This window comes from Thioclava litoralis (assembly GCF_045278885.1).
Taxonomy (GTDB): domain Bacteria; phylum Pseudomonadota; class Alphaproteobacteria; order Rhodobacterales; family Rhodobacteraceae; genus Thioclava; species Thioclava litoralis.
Genome location: NZ_CP135443.1, coordinates 1,297,501 through 1,316,736, shown reverse-complemented (window position 1 = coordinate 1,316,736; position 19,236 = coordinate 1,297,501). Strand labels below are relative to the sequence as shown.

Here is a 19,236-nt window from a genome sequence, read left to right as displayed (position 1 = left end):
CCTAAAGGGTCAGCGCCTCGGCACTGACTTCGGCAAGCTGCGCGCGATCCTCCCGACAGGCGCGCGCAGCCGCCACCAACGCCCGAAACAGCGCGCGCTGACGGCGGGCATAGGTGAGATATTCGGGATGCCATTGCACCCCCAAGGCGAAGGGATCGGCGATCCGTTCAATGGCCTGCACCATTCCCGAGGGGTCGCGCGCCGCCACCACCAGCCCCTCTCCCAGACGGTCCACGGCTTGACTGTGCAGCGCGTTCACCCGCATCGGCGCCGCCCCTGTCAGCTGGGCCAGTCGGGTGCCCGCAATCACCTGCACATCCTTCTTGGGCAAGAGCGTCGAATATTTGCGCGCGCCATAATGGCTGTAGGCATCCTGATGCAGCGTGCCGCCCAGTGCCACATTCAGCATCTGCGACCCGCGGCAAATGCCCAAAACCGGCTTCCCCAGATCGAAGGCCTGCGCCACCACCCCCGCCTCGAGCCTATCGCGCGCGGGGTCCAGCACGGCCGTTGTGACCAGCTCGCCGCCATAAAGCTCGGGCGAGATATCATCCCCGCCACCCACGATGACACCGTCCACCTGCGTTGCATCGGCCTCGCCCCGCGTGCTCCAGCGCACCGAACGTCCCCCCGCCAGCCAGACCCCGAAGGCGATGAACGGAAAGACCCGCCAGCCGGTTTTCACCGAAGTGGTGACCCCGATCACAGGGCGCATCCTGCGGCTCATCCGATCAGATCCGCATCGCGCAGGATGCGCCCGACATGTTCGGGCCAGCCCAGACCAAGGAAGTTCATGCCGCTATGCTCGGCGGGCCAGTCACGGCAAAGCTGCCGCAGCACCGCTTCCTTGCTGGCCACCTGTTCGACGAGCCACCAGCGGCACCATTCGTAATCCAGCGACCATTGCGGGTCCGAGATACGGCAATCGGGCAGCCGGAAGTGGAAAGCGGGGCGCGGATTGACCGTGCCGCCCTTGCCATCGCTTGCGGCAATGATCTCGGGATGCAGCTCGACAAAGACCGGCAGCATATCCAGCCCGTGATTGCGCGACAAAGTGGCCTCGCGATAGGCGCGGATCACATCGGGCAGGGAAGCCTCCGGCCCGAGTTCCACCAGATGGCGCACCAGCTTTTCGGGATAGCGGTCGGTAAAGGGCAAAGCCTGCCGCGTCATCTCGATGGGAAGCGCCCGCCGCATCCACGGTTCAAGCAGCGCGTAGGCCAGAAGCGGGCGCACCACATGGTCCGGCCCCGCGATCGAGGGGTTGAAATGCACGCCAAAGCCGTAAAAGGCGCTGGCTTCGCTGCCCAATGCCCCGCGCTCGCGCAGCGTAGTCAGAAAGGTGGAAAGATCGGCAAGCTGCTCCAAAGTCAGCGGCTGGGTCACGATCTCGACCGGAAGCACCTCGCGCCCGAGCCGCATCCCGAGATCGCGCAGCGGACCGGAAAGCGATTTGCGCAACGCGATGTCCAGATAGATATCCAGATCACCGATCCGCGTGCCACGCACCTTCCAGTCATCCCCTTCGGCGCGCTGTGCCGTGCCTCCCAGAAAAGTGGCGGCAAGTCGGGCCGTTTCCGCCTCGTCCAGACCGGCAAATTCCACCTCGACGCCGACACGGCGCGGGGTGCCATCCGGTCCGGTCCTATCGGGCAGCGGGGCAAAACGCTCTGGCGCGGCGATCCTTATATCGGTCATTCTCGTCTCCGTCCTATCCGGTGAACGCATCCCATCACGGAAACGTTCCCCAGATGTGACCGCCTTGCGCAACGCGGGCTTTCGACACCGGTCGCGGAGAAAGCGTCAGGGACGGGGCGTCAGTATCGCAAGGGATCGTGGCCGCAATTCATCAAAGCATAGCGCCAAGCGGCCTGCTGCGACAGATCTGCCGGACGGCCTGCCGCCAAGGTCCGCTCGATATCAAAGGTGATCTCGCGCATCTTGCTCCATTCGGCGGCGGTCAGATCGGTGGGCTTGAGGCGCGCAAGCTCCAGCACCTTCAGCGCCGTCAACTGGCCGTTCTGCCCCAGCATCGCACAGGCGCTGCGGCTTTCCTCGGTGTCCAGCCATGCTTCCAGCTCGGCCGGTTTCATATTCATCAGGTCATGCCAATCATCAAGAATGTCGCGTTGTTCATCCTGCGTCATGATGCCCCCCCAGGTCAGGAATTGATCCGGAAAAAACGCCGCACCGCAGCATCCGGTTCCCGAAAAGTTTACGGAACCGTCACAATGCAAAAGGCCGCCCCGAAGGGCGGCCCGAAGGCTTACAGACCGGCCTCGGATTCGATGTCCTTGCGGGACTTCCGCGCCCGTTCGGTGGCGGATTTCAACTGGCCACAGGCGGCCATGATATCCTCGCCACGCGGGGTGCGGATCGGCGAGGCATAGCCCGCTTTATAGATGATATCCGCAAACCGCTCGATCCGCTCCCAATCCGAGCGCTGATAGGGCGCGCCGGGCCATTCGTTGAAGGGGATCAGGTTGATCTTGGCGGGAATGCCCCTGATCAGCTTGATCAGACGGCGTGCATCCTCGTCGGTGTCATTCACATCCTTCAGCATCACATATTCAAAGGTGATGCGTTCCGAATTGGACAGGCGCGGGTAATCGCGCAGCGCGTTCAGCAGCGCCTCGATATTCCACCGCTTGTTGATCGGCACCAGCTTGTTGCGCACCTCATCGGTGGTGGCGTGGAAGCTGATCGCCAGAAGGCAGCCGATCTCTTCGGCGGTCTTGGCAATCTCCGGCACCACGCCCGAGGTCGACAGCGTGATCCGGCGGCGCGAAAGCGACAGCCCCTCACCATCCATCACCACTTTCATCGCATCGCGGACGTTATCGAAGTTATAGAGCGGCTCGCCCATGCCCATCAGCACGACGTTCGACACAAGGCGCTGTTCGTTCTTGGGCGAATTCTGCTCGGGCCATTCGCCAAGGTCGTCGCGCACCAGCATCAGCTGGCCGACAATCTCGCCTGCGGTCAGGTTGCGCACCAGTTTCTGCGTGCCGGTGTGGCAGAAGGAACAGGTCAGCGTGCAACCCACCTGAGACGACACGCACAGCGTGCCGCGCCCCTCTTCGGGGATATAGACGGCCTCGACCTCATGCCCGCCCTGAATGCGCAGCAGATATTTGCGGGTGCCATCCTCCGAGATCTGACGCGTCACCACTTCGGGCAGGCGGATCTCGAACTTGGCCTCCAGCATCTCGCGGTAGGCTTTGGCCAGATTGGTCATCGCGTTGAAATCGCGCACGCCCCAGTAATAGACCCATTGCCAGATCTGGCCTTCACGCATCTTCGCCTGCTTCTCGGGCGTGCCAGCCTCGATGAGCGCCGCGCGCAGCTGCGGGCGGGTGAGGCCGACAAGATTGATCTTGTCGGAAGAGAGGTCTTTACGCGGGATCGTCAGCACGTCCTGCGTGATCGGTGCGGATGCGTCGGTCATGGCGATTTCCTGAAAATGAGTGGCCCCTATACAGGATTCGGCGCAAAATTCAAATAGCAAAGGCGCACAGGCCCAGCGCATCGGTCCCCGGGCCGCAAACCGGCGTGGTTATCGCCCCTGCAACTGTCCAACGACGGGCCAATGTCACCTGCGCCCCGCCCTCCGGCTTCAGCCCTGCCGAGGAGGGATCAGGCCCCTGAGCACATCGCGCAACATGGCCTTTTGCGCAATCTCCAACCGCACCGGAAGCGTCAGCACCTGCGGTCGGAAACTTGCCGGAAGGCGCACGGCGTCCTTTTCCGTGGTGACAAGCTGCAGTCCGGACTGTCTCGCCTCCAGCTCCAACCGCGACAGAAGCTGTCGGGTAAAGGGCTGGTGGTCATCCAGCGCCTCGCACCGCTGAAGATCCGCACCGAGGCCGCGCAGCGTGTCGAAAAACTTCTCGGGATGCCCGATGCCGGCAAAAGCAAGGCAGGCCAGCCCCTGCCAGTCCATGCCGGTGGCCAGAGGTTGCAGACTGGCCTTGAGATGCGGACAGGGCAAGGCATCGCCCCAAAGGGTCTGGAACCGCATCTGGGCCGCCTCGTTCCCGATCGACATCAGCAGATCCGCGCGCGCAAGCCCCGTTGCAACAGGTTCGCGCAAAGGGCCTGCAGGCAGACAGCGACCATTGCCGAAGCCCTTATGGGCATCCACCACCACGATCGTCAGATCCTTGACCAAGCTGGGATTCTGGTGACCGTCATCAAGCAAGATGACATCCGCGCCCGCAGCTTCGGCGGCCTCGCCCCCACGGGCGCGGTCTTTTGAAACCCATGTCGGGGCGAAGGCGGCCAGTAGCAGAGGCTCGTCGCCCACCTCCGCCGCCTGATGGCGATCGGGATCAACCTGCACCGGCCCCTCCAGATGGCCCCCGTGCCCGCGGCTGACAATATGCGGGGTCAGCCCTTCCTCCTGCAGCATCTGCGCGATGGCGATGGTGGTCGGGGTCTTCCCCGTGCCGCCCGCATTGATATTCCCGACACAGATCACCGGCACCGAAAGGTGAACGCCCCTATGCGCAAGACGCTTCTGTGTGGCTTTCGCGGTCACATGTCCTAACGGGGCCAGCAATCTTGCCATAAGGCTTGGCTGTGAAGGGGCGCTATACCAGAAGGCGGGCGGGCGCATGGGCGGCTCCGATCATGACAGGGAATTAGGGCGCGGCGGGAAGGGCCTGATGGATGGCATCGATCAGGGCTTCTATCGCGCCCGCACCAGCGGTTTCAACATCCCAGGCATTGCGGGCCAGAAAGGCGGCGCGATGCGGGGCAAGCAGGTCGATCACCGCTTCGGACAGATCGTCCTTCGAGGTCAGGCGCTTGCTGGCCTGACCGGCCTGAAGCTCGTGATAGGCGGCCTCGAAGGCGCCGGTATCCGGCCCGTGCAGCACCGCCGAGCCAAGAGCGGCGGCCTCCATAGGCGAGCGCGGCGCGCGCGACTGGCCACTGAAGGTGCCGCCGATATAGGACAGCGGGGCCAGCCGGTACCACAAGCCGTAATCATCGGGGTCATCGGCAATGAAGACCTGCGTATGCGGGTCCGGCTCGCCCTCCAGAGAGCGCCGCGCGACATGCCAGCCCTCATCCGTCAGCCTCTGCGCCAGCTCCACGGCATCGCCGGAACTGTCGGGGGCCAGAAACAGCAGCAGCCGGTGGGCATGGCGCAGGGCCTGCATATGGGCCTCAAGCACCATGTCCATCTCGTCCTCGGGCACCGAGGTCGCAAACCATGTGGGGCGGTTTTGCAAAAGATCGCCCATCGCCACCAGCTCTTTTCCGGAACAGCTTAACGGCGGCGGCGGCAGCGACAGCGGGCCGCAGGCGATCAGCCGGTTCGGATGCGCGCCGAGGCCGATCAGATGCAGGTTTTCCTCGGTGGTCTCGGTCAGAATGGTATGGACCATGCGCAGCAGCCGCGCGGCATAGGCGGTTCGGGGATGGTGCCCGCCCACCAGAATGATCGGGATCGCGTGGCTATGCGCGCCCGAAATCAGCGCAGGCGGCAGATCCTGCCCGATCAGCAGCACCAGATCGGGCGCCCAGACCGTGAGCGCGGCGTGGATATCGGCATTGGTATCGGGCGGATCGGGAAAGGGATGGCATTCCCGCGGCAGCGCCACACGATCCAGCAAAGTCGCAGGACCTGTCACGATAAACGGACGGTCCGCCAGACGCCCGATCAGCATCTGCAGCACAGCTTCGATATGGGGAAGGGAGGAAACGCCCGACAGCCGGACCCAGATGGGTGGCTTCGTGCGGCCTGCAACGGGCGTCAGACGCTCGGGCAGGGCAGATGGCCGGTTCAGCCCCGACAGTTTCAGGTGCAACCAGAGCGGAACCGGCATGATAGGGTATCAGAACCCGAGTTCGGCGGTCGGCGCCGCTTCCATTTCTTCATCGCGCAGGCGATGGAGATGCGCGATGAAATAACGCATATGGGCGTTATCCACGGTGCGCTGCGCTTCGGCTTTCCAAGCGTTGAAAGCTTCCGCATAATTGGGATAGATCCCGACGATGTGGATGTCTTTTACGTCGCGAAAGACGGTCTTCTGCGGATCGATGAGTTCGCCGCCGAACACGAGATGCAGACGTTGCGTCGGAGATTTGGGCATTTCGATGAACCTCTCTTGTGAGAATGGCGCGACCCTAGGCCAAGCGCGCGCGCTTCTCAAGGTATGCAGCGCATTTGGTTGCTTTTCAAATGCGTGAGCAAGAGATACCTAATTGCCATGACACAGACACTTTCCCAGATCTACGAGGCCCGCGTGGCCGAGGGCACCCTGCGTGGCGATGATGCGCAGCGCGCCGTATTACCGCTTCTGGAGCGCGTTCGCCGCGATCTGGAAACCCTCCCCGAGACCCCGCCCAAAGCCGGATTTTTCGGTATGTTCGGCAAAAAAGCCGCGCCGCCGCAGATCAAGGGGCTGTATCTTTGGGGCGGCGTAGGACGCGGGAAATCCATGCTGATGGACCTGTTCTGCGAGGCGGTCACAGCGCCCAAGCGCCGCGTGCATTTCCACGCCTTCATGCAGGAAGTGCAAAACGACATCGAGAAAGCGCGCAAGGCCAAGGTCGAGGATGCGATCCAGCCGGTGGCAAAACGAATCGCTTCCGAGCTGAAACTGCTCTGTTTCGACGAGATGCAGATCACCGATATCGCCGATGCGATGATCGTGGGGCGGCTGTTCGAGTTGCTGTTCGAAGCGGGTGTCGTGGTGGTGACCACCTCGAACCGCGTGCCCGAGGATCTGTATAAGGACGGGCTTAACCGCCAGCTTTTCCTGCCCTTTATCGCGATCCTGCGCGACAAGCTGGAGGTGCACGAGATCATCTCGGTCAATGACTACCGCCAGAACCGTCTGTCGGGGCAGCAGGTCTATTTCACCCCCGCCGACCGTGAAGCCAAGACGCAGATGGACAGCCTTTGGGCCGAACTGACCGGCGGCCATGACGAGAAACTGTCTCTGGCCCATAAGGGCCGCGAAATCACGTTGCCGCATTACCACAATGGCGTGGCGCGCGCGTCGTTCTGGGATCTATGTGCCGCAAATTTGGGCGCTGGCGACTATCTGGTTATCGCCGAAAATGTTCGCGTTTTGTTTTTGGACGGGATTCCCAGTCTGGATTCATCTAAATTTAACGAGGCTAAGCGTTTTGTAACCATGATCGATGCGCTCTACGAGGCGAAGGTCCGGCTGATTGCCTCTGCAGCAGCCGAACCCGAACATCTCTATAACGAGGGCACCGGCAGTTTCGAATTTGAACGCACCGCCTCCCGTTTGCGCGAAATGCAGGCCGCGGATTGGGGGCAAGACCACGGAGACTGAGATGCAGGCCCTAGAGCGCGATATTTCCCGGATCGAAGAGATCGAAGCGGTTGCCCGAGATCTGAAACGCGCTCTGAACCTGTTACCCGGCTGGGCGGGCACCCGTGTGGAAGAGGTGCTGCGCCTGACCCCAGACCGCGCCGTGGCGGTCATCCGCCGCCGCGACGAAAGCTTTGTGCTCAAGCAGTTCTTCGGTGACAAGGGCCCTGCCCGCGCCACCCTGATGGCCGAGGCTCTGGGCCATGCGGGCCATATGCAGGACGGGGCGCATCAGGTGGTGGCGCTGGTGGCCTCTTTCGCCTCGCAGGGCATGATCATCATGGGCCGCACCCCCGGTCTCCGGCTGGATCGCGTCCTCAAAGATGCCGCCCCCGATATGCGGCTGCGGCTGGTCGGGGCGGCGGGACACTGGCTGGCACGCTACACCGCGCCCACCCGCGAAGAAGGCCGGTTCTACGCCACTTTCTGGCTGCGCCAGATCGAGGACCTTCCGCACCGGCATATGCAGGGCGAGGCGCGCAGGCTATCGGGCGAAATCCTCGACAAACTGGCCCGTATGGCGCCCGATCTGAATGGCAAGATGGTGCTGCGCGCCCGCAGCCACGGAGATTTCGTCGACCGCAACCTGAATGTCGCCCCTGACGGGAAAACGCTCTGGGGCTTCGATATCGACCGGTTCCCGCTCCTGCCGATTGCCCGTGATGTGGCACGTTTCCTCAGCTGGCGGGCGAGCGACCGCGCGGAGCATCTGGGGCGCGCCGGCCTGCCGGTCGACGAGGTTACGGCCATGTCGGCAAGCGATGTCCTGCCGCAGGCCGAATGGCAGGACATGGTGCCCTTCTTCGCGGGCGAGACATTGGTCCGCCGGTTTGCCGACCGCCTCGGCGACGCGGACCGCCTGATCCCCGTCGCTAAGGCGTGGCTTGGCTGATCGGCGCGGCTCTCAGCTTCTGGGCATCTGGTCAAGGATCTCGCGCACGCGCGGGATCACCTTCGTGCCGTAAAGCTCGATATTGCGCAGGATGGCCGAGGCTTTCTGCGGACCCGAGCTGTATTTCAACTGGAACCGGCTCAGCCCCAGCGTCGCCACCGTCGAGGCGATTTTCAACGCGACCGTCTCGGGCGCGCCGACATAAAGCGAGCCATGTTCGATCTCGCGCAGGTAATCCTCGCGCCGCAGCGGCGGCCAGCCCCGCGAGGCGCCAATCGACGCATGCATCTTCTGGTAGCCCTCGAAATAGGTCTCGCGGGCAAGCTCGTCGGTTTCGGCCACAAAGCCCGGACTATGCACGCCGACCTCTTTCGGCGTGGTCCCCATCTGCGCATGGGCGCGGCGATACAGATCCACCAGCGGCGCGAAGCGCGCGGGCGCACCGCCGATGATCGCCACCAGCAGCGGCAGATCATGCGCCGCCGCCGAGACGATACTCTCGGGCGAGCCCCCCACACCGCGCCATGTCCGGATGGGAACTTCGGGGCGCGGATGGACCGTGGCGTTTTTCAGGGCAGGCCGGAAACGGCTTTCAAAGCTCACCTTCTCGTTGCGGATCAATGTGACGAACTGTTCGAACTTCTCGTCAAACAGCGCCTCGTAATCCTCCAATGCGAAACCGAACAGAGGAAAGCTCTCGGTAAAGGACCCGCGGCCAAGGGTGACTTCGGCGCGCCCCTGCCCGAAAGCATTCATGGTGGAAAACCGCTGGAACAGGCGGATCGGGTCGTCCGAGCTGAGCACCGTCACCGACGTTCCGACCTTGATACGCGAGGTCTGTGCCAGAATGGCCGACATGATCGGCTCCGGCGAGGAGATCGCGAAATCGGGGCGGTGATGCTCGCCCAGACCAATGAAATCGGCCCCCGCCTCTTCGGCCAGAACCCCTTCGGCCACGGTATTGCGGATCACCTGCGCCGGCGACAACCGCGCGCCGCTATCGTCGGTCGTGATATCCCCGAATGTATCGAGGCCAAGTTCGAGATGGGTCATGAAAGGCTCCTTCGCTGGAGCACAATCTAGGCAAAACGGGGCCAGCTCCCCAGCCCCTTTCCCGCACAGACCCTGTTCAAAAAGATCAGCCGTTCTCGCGCAGCACAGCGCCCGCCAGATAGAGCGAGCCGCAGATCAGCACCCGCGCATGGGGATCTTTCGCGACAATATCCGCCAGAGCCTGCGCAACCGTCTCTGCCTCGGCCACATGGGCAAAGCCCGCGCGGGTGGCCGCCTCTGCGGTGGCCTCTGCCGGAAGGGTATTGGCCTCACCGGGGATGGACACAGCCGTCAGGCTCCGGGCGCGCTTGGCCAGCGGATGCAGATACCCCACGATATCCTTGGTATTCAACATGCCGCAAATCAGATGCGTAGGGCGGTCGGGCAGGCGGTCCAGCGTTGCCGCAATCACCGCGCCTGCGGCAGGGTTATGCCCGCCATCCAGCCACAGCTCCGCACCTTGCGCGGCCTCGACCAGAGGGCCGGTCTTCAGCTTCTGCATCCGTGCGGGCCACTCGGCCTGTGTCACCGCCGCCTCACAGGCGGCCTCGTCACAGCCAAGGAAACGCAGCGCCGTCAGCACGGCGCCTGCATTCATCACCTGATGCGGGCCGGGAAGATTGGGCAGCGGCAGATCCAGCAGGCCGGTCTCGTCCTGATAGACCAGACGCCCCGCCTCTTCGCGCACATGCCACTGCTGGCCATAGGCCAGAACCGGCGCGCCCAGACGCGCGGCGCGGGCCTCGATGACCTCCAGCGCCTCGTCATGCTGCGGGCCGATGATCACCGGAACCCCGCGCTTGATGATGCCCGCCTTCTCGGCGGCAATCTCGGCCAGAGTCTCGCCCAGATATTGCTGGTGGTCCAGATCGACAGGCGTGATGATCGACAGCGCAGGAGTGATCACATTGGTCGCATCCAGCCGCCCGCCAAGCCCCACCTCCAGCAGCGTGTAATCCGCCGGATGGCGCGAAAAGGCCAGAAAGCCCGCACAGGTGGTGATCTCGAAAAAGGTGATATTCCCGCCGTTGTTGCGGGCCTCGCATTCATCCAGCATGGCAGAAAGCTCGGCCTCGGAAATCAGCTCTCCGGCCAGACGGATGCGCTCGTGAAAGCGCGCCAGATGCGGCGAGGTATAGGCATGGACCGACTTGCCCGCCGCCTCGAGCCCCGCGCGGATCATGGCTTGGGTCGATCCCTTGCCATTGGTCCCCGCAATATGGATCGCGGGCGGAATCTTGTCCTGCGGCTCGCCCAAAGCGGTCAGCAGACGCTCCATCCGGTCCAGTGTCAGATCGATGATCTTGGGATGCAGCCCCATCAGACGCTGCAGGATGATATCGGACGTGTCCCTCATGAAAGCCCCCTCAGGCATAGGCAATCAGGGTGCGCCAATGGCGCATCCCTGCGCGGGGGCGGGGGCTCGATGCCCGCGGCGCCGCGACCCGCCGATATCGTGCAAACGCCGGGTCGCTCCGGCGCGACAGGTCAACCCTTGGCGTCCGCCGCAGGCTGGGGCGCGGCTTTGGCGACGGCAGGCGCCTCCTCAGCCACTTCAGGCACCTCTGCCTTGATTTCCGGCGCAGGCAGATCGGCGGCGATCGCAGGCGGCATGTTCATCATCATACGGATGATGGTGATCAGTTCCTCACGCAGCTCCTTGCGGGGCGTCACGCGGTCCAGCATGCCGTGATCCAAGAGATATTCGGCGCGCTGGAAGCCCTCGGGCAGCTTCTCGCGGATGGTCTGCTCGATCACACGCGGGCCTGCAAAGCAGATCAGCGCATTGGGCTCGGCAATCTGCACATCGCCCAGCATCGCATAAGAGGCCGTCACCCCACCGGTGGTCGGATGGGTCAGCACAACAATATAGGGCAGTCCCGCTTCGCGCAGCATATCCACAGCCACGGTCGTGCGCGGCATCTGCATCAGAGACAGGATCCCCTCCTGCATCCGCGCACCACCGGCGGCCGAAAACAGCACCAGCGGGCGGCCCAGTTTCACCGCGCGTTCGGCTGCGGCCACAATCGCATTGCCGACATACATCGACATCGACCCGCCGATAAAGCTGAAATCCTGCGCAGCCGCCACGATGGGGGTGCGACCGATCTCGCCCTCGACCACCAGCATGGCTTCTTTCTCGCCGGTATTCTTCTGGGCGGCTTTCATCCGCTCGGGATATTTCTTCTGGTCCTTGAAATGCAGCGGATCGACGATCGGCTCCGGCACTTTCACCTCGGTGAAGATGCCACCGTCAAACAGCGCCTCGAAGCGCCTGCGGGGGCTGATCGCCATGTGGTGGCCGCAATTCGTGCAGACATTCAGGTTCTGAGCCAGTTCGCGGTGAAACAGCATGGACCCGCATTCCGGACATTTCGTCCAGAGATTTTCCGGGATCTCCCGGCGCGAGAAAAGCGAATTGATCTTCGGGCGGACGTAGTTCGAGATCCAGTTCATGTTCTTGCGGCCCCTTTGGCTCCTATTGCGGTCCAGATAAGACGGGTCGCGAAGAAATGCAATCAACCAGCGTTCAAACCCGCAGGCTCAGGCGGATCAAAAGCCATGAAACCGTAATTGACGCACCATCGACCAGCATTGCTGGGGCGATTGTGTTAAAATCTTGGAGGTTCGCCACAATACTGAACAGGGCAACCCCGTCGATATGGCCGTAATAGCTGACCAGCAGGATCGCCGAGAGGTTATTGACCAAATGGAAGGCCAGCGCCGCGCCCAGATTGCCGGTCCGTGCGGTCAGATCCGAGGCCAGAACACCGTAGAACGCCGCCCAGATCACCGGCCACAGCGCCTGTGCGCCATAGGTGCCCGCGTCGTAATGCAGCACCCCGAACAGGATCGATGGCCCCCCCATGCAGATCAGGACATTGTTGTTCGACCACGCGCCCAGCTGCTGCATCAGAAAGCCGCGAAACAGCACTTCCTCGGAGCAGATCTGCACGAAGACAAGCGGGATAACCACAGGCCACCACGGCAGCGCCGCCGACAGCGCCGTGGCATGGCCGACATCCGGTGCCCGTGAACCGATCCACGCCATCACCACCCCCAGCGCCAGCAAGGGCCAGAAGGCACGGCGGAAATCGCCCCCCCATCCGGCGCCGAACAGGCTGTTGGCGGGGCGTTTGCACAGATATTGCGTGACAATCAGCACGCCAGCCACAAGCGGCAGAAAGCTTGCCAGCAGCACGGTGACGCCAAAGGGGCTGGAGCCGGTGGCAATTTCCTGCAACCGGAAAACCTGCGCCATCCCCGTCATATGGGCGAGGCTCATCCCGATCAGGGTCGAGGCCCCCAGCGCATAGATCGCCATAATCGCGAGAATCCCGACAAGGCTGCGCCAGAGTTCGGCGGTGGCACGGGCGGGGGCGGTGTAGCTGGCAAGCAGGGGATAATGGGGCACGTCAGATCCGGGCGGTTACAGAATATGCCGCACAGTAAGAGCTTTGCGCGGCCTTGTCATCAAACGCTCTTTCGGGTTGCGCCTCTTTACATTCCCTGCCGGCCGGCAGACAGTCGCGATCCTGTTTTTCCCACATCCATACGGCCTTAGGGAGGTTCCTGTGTTTGAAGTCTCGTTCGATCTGGCCATGCTGCTTTTGGGAGCCGCTTTTCTGGCGGGGTTTGTGGATGCCATTGCCGGAGGGGGCGGGCTGATCACCGTGCCGATCCTGATCATGGCAGGAGCCTCGCCGCTACAGGCGCTGTCCACCAATAAGGTGCAGGGCGTCTTCGGAGCCGCCACCGCGGCTTTATCCTACGCCGGATCGGGGCATGTGAATTTGCGGACACAATGGAAGGCGGCGCTTTTGTCGGGCTGTGCGGGGCTGCTGGGCGCAGTCCTTGTGTCGAAGATCCCGACCGACGGGCTGCGTTATGCGCTGCCGGTGATCCTGATCGCGATTGCCGCCTTTTTCGCCTTCCGTCCGGGCCTGGGGGACGAGGACCGCGCCCAGCGTATGCCCCCCGCCACCTTCACCGCCTTCATCGTGCCCCTGATCGGCTTTTACGATGGCCTGATCGGCCCCGGCACGGGGAGCTTTTTCATGATCGGCTTCGTGATGCTGGCGGGCTATGGCGTGCTGAAGGCCACCGCCCATACCAAGCTTCTGAATTTCGCCTCCAATACCGGCGGGCTGATCGGCTTTGCCGCGATGGGCGCCCCTTGGTGGATCATGGGGCTCTCGATGGGCGTGGCGCAGATTTTCGGGGCGCGGCTGGGCTCGCATATGGCCATGAAAAACGGGGCCCGATTGATCCGCCCGCTGCTGGTGGCCACCTCGAGCCTGCTGGCGCTGAAGCTTATCTGGGATCTGCTGTAACGCCCGCGCCCTCCAGCTCGTAAGGCAGGGCAAATTCCTCCAGCCTGTGGCGCAGCTGCGCGTGATCACATTCGGGGGCGGTCCGGATATGCGCCACAAGCCCGCGCCTGCGGTCCTGACGCACCTCCGCGACATGCGCTGCCAGTCCGGCTTCGGCCAGAACATCCGAAAGCACGCGCTGGATCGCCCGACGCCGGAGTTCGGGCTTGAAGATCTTGCCCACCGCCGTCTTCGGCAGTTCCGGCAGGATTTCGATATGTTTGGGAATGGCGGCGCGTTCATGGACATGCGCGCGCAGATAGGCCATCAGCTCGGCCTCGCTGACCTGATGGCCCTGACAGAGTTCGACATAGACACAGGGCAATTCGCCCGCAAAGGCATCCGGCTGGCCAATGGCACCGGCATTGGCAATCGCGGGGTGGCGGGCCAGCGGCTCTTCGATCACCGCAGGGTCGATATTATGCCCGCCGCGAATGATCAGATCCTTTGCCCGCCCCGTGATCCAGAGATAGCCATCGGCATCGATACGCCCCAGATCACCGGTGCGCAGGAAGCCGTCTTCGGTATGGCGGGCCTCGCCATTGGGGCAGGCATCCTGTGCCACCCCGGGATTGCGCACACAGATCTCGCCGATCTCGTCCACGGCACAGGCGATCTCGTCCCCGTATTCCTGACGCCGGATACTGACCTGCGTATAGGGCATCGCAATACCGATAGAGCCGATCTTCTTGACCCCGTCGGGCGGGTTCACGGCCACCAGACAGGTGGCCTCGGTCAACCCGTAGCCTTCGGCGATCTCGACCCCCGTGGCGGCGGTGAAGCGGTGATAGAGCTCGCGCGGCATCGGCGCCGAGCCCGAGATCGCGATCCGCAAGGACGAGATATCAGCATCGACCTTGCGCTGCATCAGCGCCGAACAGGCCGTGGGCACGGTGATCAGGAAGGTCACCTTCCAGCGTTCGATCAGCTTCCAGAAATTGTCGAACACCCCTGCCCCGCGATAGCCCGCGGGCGTGGGGTAGATGACATGCGCGCCGCTGGCGATGGCCGACATCAGCACCGGATAGGCCGCAAAAACATGGAACATCGGCAACGGACACAGCAGCACATCCTCTTCGGTGAACAGAAGATGCCCGCCCAACCAGCCGTTATAGATCATCCCCGAGACCCGATGCTGGGCAATCTTGGGTGCGCCCGTGGTGCCACCGGTATGGAAAATCGCCGCGATACGATCTTCGGGCGGATCATCAAAGACCAGACGGTCCGCAGGCTGGCTTGCGCAGAGGCTATGGAAATCGTGATAGCGGCGGTTTTCAAGCCGCGCCGTTTTGGGCCGCAGGAAAGGCACGGCCAGCCGTTTGACCCCGCGCAGATAGCGCGCCAGATCGATCTCGATGATATCGGTGACCTCGGGCGCATCAGCCAGGGCCTGCGCCATCTTCTGGGCGATATCGGTCTGGGGAAAGGCGCGCAGGGTGATCACCACACGGGTTCGGGTCTCGCGCAGGAGCGCCGCGATATGTTCGGCGTCCAGCAGCGGGTTGATCGGAAAGATCGTCGCTGCCACCGTACCTGCCAGAAAGCTGATCACGGCTTCATTGCAATTTGGCAGCACATAGGCCACGCGGTCCTCCTGCCCGATCCCGCGTGCATGGAGCGCATTGGCCAGCCGGGTCACCGCCGCCAGAAGCGCGGCCCAGTCCAGAGTTTCGGCAGGGGCTTTGGGGGCCGAGAACAGCTGGAAGGAAATCGCCGGACGCTGCGGATGCGCCTGCGCCGTTTGCGAAAGGAAGCGGTGGATCGTGGGCGCTTTGGGACGGTCGGGCCAGGACATCTCGGCCTCGACGGTCTGGCGATCCTCTAGGGTCTTAAAATGTCTCATCGCGCGACATCCCACTGGTCAAATAATACCCGCCTCAAGCGTGATTGTGCTGGTCTAACGAATTTGGCAGGGTAAATCCACGGCTTGCTTGCGCGCAGATGCACGGGAAATCAGAAGAATGCCTCAACAATGATGTGAAATTCACCCACAGGGGCTTTCCTGTAGGGTCAATTTTGCGCTACTATCCGCAAATCGAGTTGAAATCCGTTTCACGCTAAGAAAAAGAGCATAAGCCATTCTGGCGGGACCGAGGCACCAAGCAGCTGGAGGCTGTATCTATGATGAATTCCGTTCTGCGCACCACTGTTGCCGTGGCGATGACCTGTGCGGCCATGAGCCTGCCTGCATTGGCGCAGGAAACCACCAACCGTGTCGCTGCTGAAACCGACTGGAGCGTCTTTGTTGAAAACAGCCCGAAAGAATGCTGGGGCGTTTCGGCACCGAAGACGACCGTGAACACCAAAGACGGCAAGCCGGTTCAGGTGCGCCGTGGTGATATCCTGCTCTTCGTCACCTTCCGCCCGGGCAAACAGCCCGAAGTGTCTTTCATGGGCGGCTATCCCTTCGCAGGTGGCTCGACCGTGGATATGACCGTGGGCAGCAACACATTCAAGCTGTTCACCGATGGCGAGGGCGCATGGGCTGGTTCTCCTGACGAGGACAAGAAGATCATCGCAGCGCTGAAAGCCGGTGCCGATGTCAAGCTGACCGCCCATTCCGCGCGCGGCACGCAAACGCAGGACACCTTCTCGCTCATGGGCTTCACCGCCGCAATGGGCGAGGCGGAAAGCCGCTGCAAATAAGCGAACGCTTAAGTTAATAAAAAGCGGGCCAAACGGCCCGTTTTTTATTGCCGCGATACCGGTGCGGTTTTCACCAGACTCCGGGCACAAGCGAGCCGGTGATGTTCAGAGTGACCTGCCTGATTGAGCACATCGCACGCGGAGGCTATCTTCAGGCGCAATGCCATACGCCTGAAAACCTCTGCGCTAAACCGCTATTTTCACGGGCTTTGGCCAAAGATGCCCCTCCGTACAAATAGCGGACGCCTTTCCGATGCGCAGTCCACCCGGATCGCTGCCGCCATCGCCAGCACCACGTCGCAGATCGAGGCTCGCAATACGGATCATGCAAAGACCCAGACAGTCGGGACGGCATACGGTTAGTGAAGGATCCGGCGAGCGGTAAGCGTCAAGCTCGGCTCAATCCACCCGAGGAATGGGTCATCAAGGAGGTCGAGCATCTACGGATTATCGAAGATGACCTTTGGCGCCGCGTGAAGGCACGGCAAGACACCATCCGGGAAGAGATGAACCATACCGCGCAGGATGACACACCGCTGCGCCGCGATTTCGCGCGCCAACCGAAGTTCCTGCTCTCCGGCCTGATCAAATGCGGCTGTTGCAGTGGCAACTACATCCTGATCAACCGCACCCGCTACGGGTGCTCCGTCTCCCTGAACAAGGGACTGGCAGTCTGCGACAACCGCGCGACCATCAGGCGAGAGGACCTCGAAGCCCGCGTGCTCGGCGGGCTGAAGGATCGCCTGATGCACCCGGAGCTGATTGCTCTGTTCGTCGAAGAATAGGGCACATACCAAACGGAGTAAGTCGCTCAACGACAGCCATCGCCCGCAATATCTCCTGTCGGGCCTTCTGAGATGCGGCTGTTGCGGCTGCGCCTACGGGAGGAGGAGTTGAAGGCTCTCAAAACCGAACTCGCCGCCACCTCCGCACCCGAAGAGATCAAGATGCCGACGCTCAAAGACCTCAAGCTAATCACCACTCACAACTGGCGAGGCTGGAGAACTTGCTGACTGGCTCGGATCAGCTCATCGCCGCAAATGCGTTCCTCACAGGCCTGATCGACCGGATAGAGCTCATAGGGGCCCCAGACAGTCGGGACGGCATACGGATCACGATCATCAGCAATGTGGGGGGCCTCTTTGGAGGCCCTTCTTCATTCCAAGGTATTGATAGACAATAAAAAAGCCTCCTTAGGGAGGCTTTGCGGCTGATTGGTAAGATTTCATTGGTTGCGGGAGTAGGATTTGAACCTACGACCTTCAGGTTATGAGCCTGACGAGCTACCGGGCTGCTCCATCCCGCGTTATTTTGTGTCTGATTTGGGGGGTGTTATCGTTATAGAGATGAATGACGCTCTTTATTAGGTTTGGCGGTGACCTACTCTCCCACGTCTTGAGACGCAGTACCATTGGCGTGTTGGCCCTTAACGGCCGGGTTCGGAATGGGACCGGGTGTATAGCCAGCGCTATGACCACCAAACCGAATAAAGAGCGTCCAAGTCAAATTGTATGCATGATTTTGATCTGCAGGAGTGTCTGTCTACTACTGGATCAAATCAAGCCAATCGGGCAATTAGTACTGGTCAACTGAATGCATTGCTGCACTTACATCTCCAGCCTATCGACGTGGTGGTCTTCCACGGCCCTCAAGGGATACCTAGTTTTGAAGGGGGCTTCCCGCTTAGATGCTTTCAGCGGTTATCCTGTCCGGACATAGCTACCCAGCACTACCGTTGGCACGATAACTGGTCCACCAGTGGTCCGTTCACCCCGGTCCTCTCGTACTAGGGGCAACTCTTCTCAAGTATCCTACACCCACGGCAGATAGGGACCGAACTGTCTCACGACGTTCTAAACCCAGCTCACGTACCTCTTTAAACGGCGAACAGCCGTACCCTTGGGACCTGCTCCAGCCCCAGGATGAGATGAGCCGACATCGAGGTGCCAAACGGTGCCGTCGATATGGACTCTTGGGCACCATCAGCCTGTTATCCCCAGAGTACCTTTTATCCGTTGAGCGATGGCCCTCCCACTTGGGACCACCGGATCACTATGGCCGACTTTCGTCTCTGCTCGACTTGTCAGTCTCGCAGTCAGGCAGGCTTTTGCCATTGCACTCAACGACCGATTTCCGACCGGTCTGAGCCCACCTTCGCGCGCCTCCGTTACTCTTTGGGAGGCGACCGCCCCAGTCAAACTACCCGCCACACAGGGTCCCGGATCCGGATAACGGACCGCGGTTAGACATCAAGAGTGCGAAGGGTGGTATCTCAAGGATGCCTCCACCGGAACTGGCGTTCTGGTTTCAAAGGCTACCACCTATCCTGCACATCACAATCCTGATGCCAGTGTGAAGCTGTAGTAAAGGTTCATGGGGTCTTTCCGTCTAACCGCGGGTAGTGTGCATCTTGACACACAGTTCAATTTCGCTGAGTCCACGTTTGAGACAGCGGGGAGATCGTTACGCCATTCGTGCAGGTCGGAACTTACCCGACAAGGAATTTCGCTACCTTAGGACCGTTATAGTTACGGCCGCCGTTTACCGGGGCTTCAATTCAGAGCTTGCACCCCTCCTTTTAACCTTCCGGCACCGGGCAGGCGTCAGACTGTATACGTCGCCTTACGGCTTCGCACAGCCCTGTGTTTTAAGTAAACAGTCGCCACCCCCTAGTTTGTGCCCCCCACCACTAGTTGCCTAGCGATGGGGCCTCCTTCTCGCGAACTTACGGAGGCATTTTGCCGAGTTCCTTAAACGTGGTTCTCTCAAGCGCCTTGGTATTCTCTACCAGTCCACCTGTGTCGGTTTCGGGTACGGTCTTATAGAGAGGCTATTTCCAGGGACCTGTAGGCTGCCCACACAATCCGATAAGTGTGAACAACGGTTCAGATCCGTCACCATCTCACGGCCCAGGAAT

17 protein-coding genes, 1 tRNA gene and 2 rRNA genes (1 of these 20 only partly in view) are annotated in these 19,236 nt (G+C 61.8%); 5 read left to right on the top strand and 15 right to left on the bottom strand.

The window, feature by feature from the left end; translation table 11 throughout:
* Window position 1: 1 nt before the first annotated feature.
* The 7 genes from RPE78_RS06475 to RPE78_RS06445 all read right to left on the bottom strand — a co-directional run bounded on the left by RPE78_RS06475 (window position 2) and on the right by RPE78_RS06445 (window position 6,101).
* Window positions 2–727, bottom strand: a complete 726-nt coding sequence (locus RPE78_RS06475; protein WP_406721550.1) for a gamma-glutamyl-gamma-aminobutyrate hydrolase family protein — start codon at window positions 725–727, stop codon at window positions 2–4.
* Complete coding sequence (locus tag RPE78_RS06470; protein ID WP_406721549.1) at window positions 724–1,698, bottom strand: amidoligase family protein; 975 nt, start codon at window positions 1,696–1,698, stop codon at window positions 724–726. The genes RPE78_RS06475 and RPE78_RS06470 overlap by 4 nt, the downstream gene beginning before the upstream one ends.
* A gap of 119 nt (window positions 1,699–1,817) precedes the next feature.
* On the bottom strand, window positions 1,818–2,147 hold the full coding sequence (locus tag RPE78_RS06465) for a DUF3140 domain-containing protein (protein WP_339108681.1): 330 nt from the start codon (window positions 2,145–2,147) through the stop codon (window positions 1,818–1,820).
* A gap of 119 nt (window positions 2,148–2,266) precedes the next feature.
* The gene (gene rlmN, locus RPE78_RS06460) at window positions 2,267–3,448 is read right to left on the bottom strand and encodes a 23S rRNA (adenine(2503)-C(2))-methyltransferase RlmN (protein WP_339108680.1); all 1,182 of its coding nucleotides are present in this window, start codon (window positions 3,446–3,448) and stop codon (window positions 2,267–2,269) included.
* A gap of 168 nt (window positions 3,449–3,616) precedes the next feature.
* A complete protein-coding gene (gene lpxK / locus RPE78_RS06455; RefSeq protein WP_406721548.1) occupies window positions 3,617–4,618 on the bottom strand; it encodes a tetraacyldisaccharide 4'-kinase in 1,002 nt (333 codons plus the stop codon).
* 25 nt (window positions 4,619–4,643) lie between these two features.
* Window positions 4,644–5,834 (bottom strand): 3-deoxy-D-manno-octulosonic acid transferase, encoded by a 1,191-nt coding sequence (locus tag RPE78_RS06450; RefSeq protein ID WP_406721547.1) that lies wholly within the window; start codon window positions 5,832–5,834, stop codon window positions 4,644–4,646.
* A 9-nt stretch (window positions 5,835–5,843) separates the two neighbouring features.
* A complete protein-coding gene (locus tag RPE78_RS06445) occupies window positions 5,844–6,101 on the bottom strand; it encodes a DUF4170 domain-containing protein (protein ID WP_339108677.1) in 258 nt (85 codons plus the stop codon).
* Window positions 6,102–6,218: 117 nt separating this feature from the next.
* Here RPE78_RS06445 and zapE point away from each other — a divergent pair, with 117 nt between their 5' ends.
* Window positions 6,219–7,316: a cell division protein ZapE gene (gene zapE / locus RPE78_RS06440; RefSeq protein WP_339108676.1), complete on the top strand. Its 1,098-nt coding sequence runs from the start codon at window positions 6,219–6,221 to the stop codon at window positions 7,314–7,316.
* 1 nt (window position 7,317) lies between these two features.
* Entirely contained in the window at window positions 7,318–8,247 is a 930-nt protein-coding gene (locus RPE78_RS06435) for a hypothetical protein (RefSeq protein WP_406721546.1), read from the top strand.
* 12 nt (window positions 8,248–8,259) lie between these two features.
* On the opposite strand, the gene RPE78_RS06430 is transcribed toward RPE78_RS06435, so the two are convergent.
* The 4 genes from RPE78_RS06430 to RPE78_RS06415 form a co-directional block, all read right to left on the bottom strand.
* A complete protein-coding gene (locus RPE78_RS06430; protein WP_406721545.1) occupies window positions 8,260–9,300 on the bottom strand; it encodes an LLM class flavin-dependent oxidoreductase in 1,041 nt (346 codons plus the stop codon).
* A gap of 85 nt (window positions 9,301–9,385) precedes the next feature.
* The gene (locus RPE78_RS06425) at window positions 9,386–10,657 is read right to left on the bottom strand and encodes a bifunctional folylpolyglutamate synthase/dihydrofolate synthase (RefSeq protein ID WP_406721544.1); all 1,272 of its coding nucleotides are present in this window, start codon (window positions 10,655–10,657) and stop codon (window positions 9,386–9,388) included.
* Window positions 10,658–10,788: 131 nt separating this feature from the next.
* Entirely contained in the window at window positions 10,789–11,757 is a 969-nt protein-coding gene (gene accD, locus RPE78_RS06420; RefSeq protein WP_406721543.1) for an acetyl-CoA carboxylase, carboxyltransferase subunit beta, read from the bottom strand.
* 73 nt (window positions 11,758–11,830) lie between these two features.
* Window positions 11,831–12,715: a lysostaphin resistance A-like protein gene (locus RPE78_RS06415; protein WP_406721542.1), complete on the bottom strand. Its 885-nt coding sequence runs from the start codon at window positions 12,713–12,715 to the stop codon at window positions 11,831–11,833.
* 160 nt (window positions 12,716–12,875) lie between these two features.
* Between RPE78_RS06415 and RPE78_RS06410 the strand changes: the two genes are divergently transcribed.
* Complete coding sequence (locus RPE78_RS06410; RefSeq protein ID WP_339108670.1) at window positions 12,876–13,634, top strand: TSUP family transporter; 759 nt, start codon at window positions 12,876–12,878, stop codon at window positions 13,632–13,634.
* On the opposite strand, the gene RPE78_RS06405 is transcribed toward RPE78_RS06410, so the two are convergent.
* Window positions 13,615–15,516 (bottom strand): acyl-CoA synthetase, encoded by a 1,902-nt coding sequence (locus tag RPE78_RS06405; protein ID WP_406721541.1) that lies wholly within the window; start codon window positions 15,514–15,516, stop codon window positions 13,615–13,617. The genes RPE78_RS06410 and RPE78_RS06405 overlap by 20 nt on opposite strands.
* 281 nt (window positions 15,517–15,797) lie before the next feature.
* Here RPE78_RS06405 and RPE78_RS06400 point away from each other — a divergent pair, with 281 nt between their 5' ends.
* Window positions 15,798–16,319 carry an invasion associated locus B family protein gene (locus RPE78_RS06400; RefSeq protein WP_406721625.1) on the top strand — a complete coding sequence of 174 codons (522 nt, stop codon included), beginning with the start codon at window positions 15,798–15,800 and terminating at the stop codon, window positions 16,317–16,319.
* A gap of 362 nt (window positions 16,320–16,681) precedes the next feature.
* Window positions 16,682–17,104: a recombinase zinc beta ribbon domain-containing protein gene (locus RPE78_RS06395; protein ID WP_406721540.1), complete on the top strand. Its 423-nt coding sequence runs from the start codon at window positions 16,682–16,684 to the stop codon at window positions 17,102–17,104.
* Window positions 17,105–17,548: 444 nt separating this feature from the next.
* On the opposite strand, the gene RPE78_RS06390 is transcribed toward RPE78_RS06395, so the two are convergent.
* The 3 genes from RPE78_RS06390 to RPE78_RS06380 all read right to left on the bottom strand — a co-directional run.
* A tRNA-Met gene (locus RPE78_RS06390) sits at window positions 17,549–17,625 on the bottom strand.
* Between the two features lie 61 nt (window positions 17,626–17,686).
* Window positions 17,687–17,801 (bottom strand): 5S ribosomal RNA (rrf, locus tag RPE78_RS06385).
* 72 nt (window positions 17,802–17,873) lie between these two features.
* A 23S ribosomal RNA gene (locus RPE78_RS06380) occupies window positions 17,874–19,236 on the bottom strand (it continues 1,468 nt past the right edge of the window).

Coding starts and splice junctions, on each gene's coding strand:
- RPE78_RS06475 (WP_406721550.1), bottom strand. CDS start 727: ATGAGCCGCAGGATGCGCCCTGTGATCGGGGTCACCACTTCGGTGAAA.
- RPE78_RS06400 (WP_406721625.1), top strand. CDS start 15,798: ATGAATTCCGTTCTGCGCACCACTGTTGCCGTGGCGATGACCTGTGCG.
- lpxK (WP_406721548.1), bottom strand. CDS start 4,618: ATGCGCCCGCCCGCCTTCTGGTATAGCGCCCCTTCACAGCCAAGCCTT.
- RPE78_RS06465 (WP_339108681.1), bottom strand. CDS start 2,147: ATGACGCAGGATGAACAACGCGACATTCTTGATGATTGGCATGACCTG.
- zapE (WP_339108676.1), top strand. CDS start 6,219: ATGACACAGACACTTTCCCAGATCTACGAGGCCCGCGTGGCCGAGGGC.
- RPE78_RS06425 (WP_406721544.1), bottom strand. CDS start 10,657: ATGAGGGACACGTCCGATATCATCCTGCAGCGTCTGATGGGGCTGCAT.
- RPE78_RS06450 (WP_406721547.1), bottom strand. CDS start 5,834: ATGCCGGTTCCGCTCTGGTTGCACCTGAAACTGTCGGGGCTGAACCGG.
- RPE78_RS06470 (WP_406721549.1), bottom strand. CDS start 1,698: ATGACCGATATAAGGATCGCCGCGCCAGAGCGTTTTGCCCCGCTGCCC.
- RPE78_RS06405 (WP_406721541.1), bottom strand. CDS start 15,516: ATGAGACATTTTAAGACCCTAGAGGATCGCCAGACCGTCGAGGCCGAG.
- rlmN (WP_339108680.1), bottom strand. CDS start 3,448: ATGACCGACGCATCCGCACCGATCACGCAGGACGTGCTGACGATCCCG.
- RPE78_RS06435 (WP_406721546.1), top strand. CDS start 7,318: ATGCAGGCCCTAGAGCGCGATATTTCCCGGATCGAAGAGATCGAAGCG.
- RPE78_RS06445 (WP_339108677.1), bottom strand. CDS start 6,101: ATGCCCAAATCTCCGACGCAACGTCTGCATCTCGTGTTCGGCGGCGAA.
- accD (WP_406721543.1), bottom strand. CDS start 11,757: ATGAACTGGATCTCGAACTACGTCCGCCCGAAGATCAATTCGCTTTTC.
- RPE78_RS06430 (WP_406721545.1), bottom strand. CDS start 9,300: ATGACCCATCTCGAACTTGGCCTCGATACATTCGGGGATATCACGACC.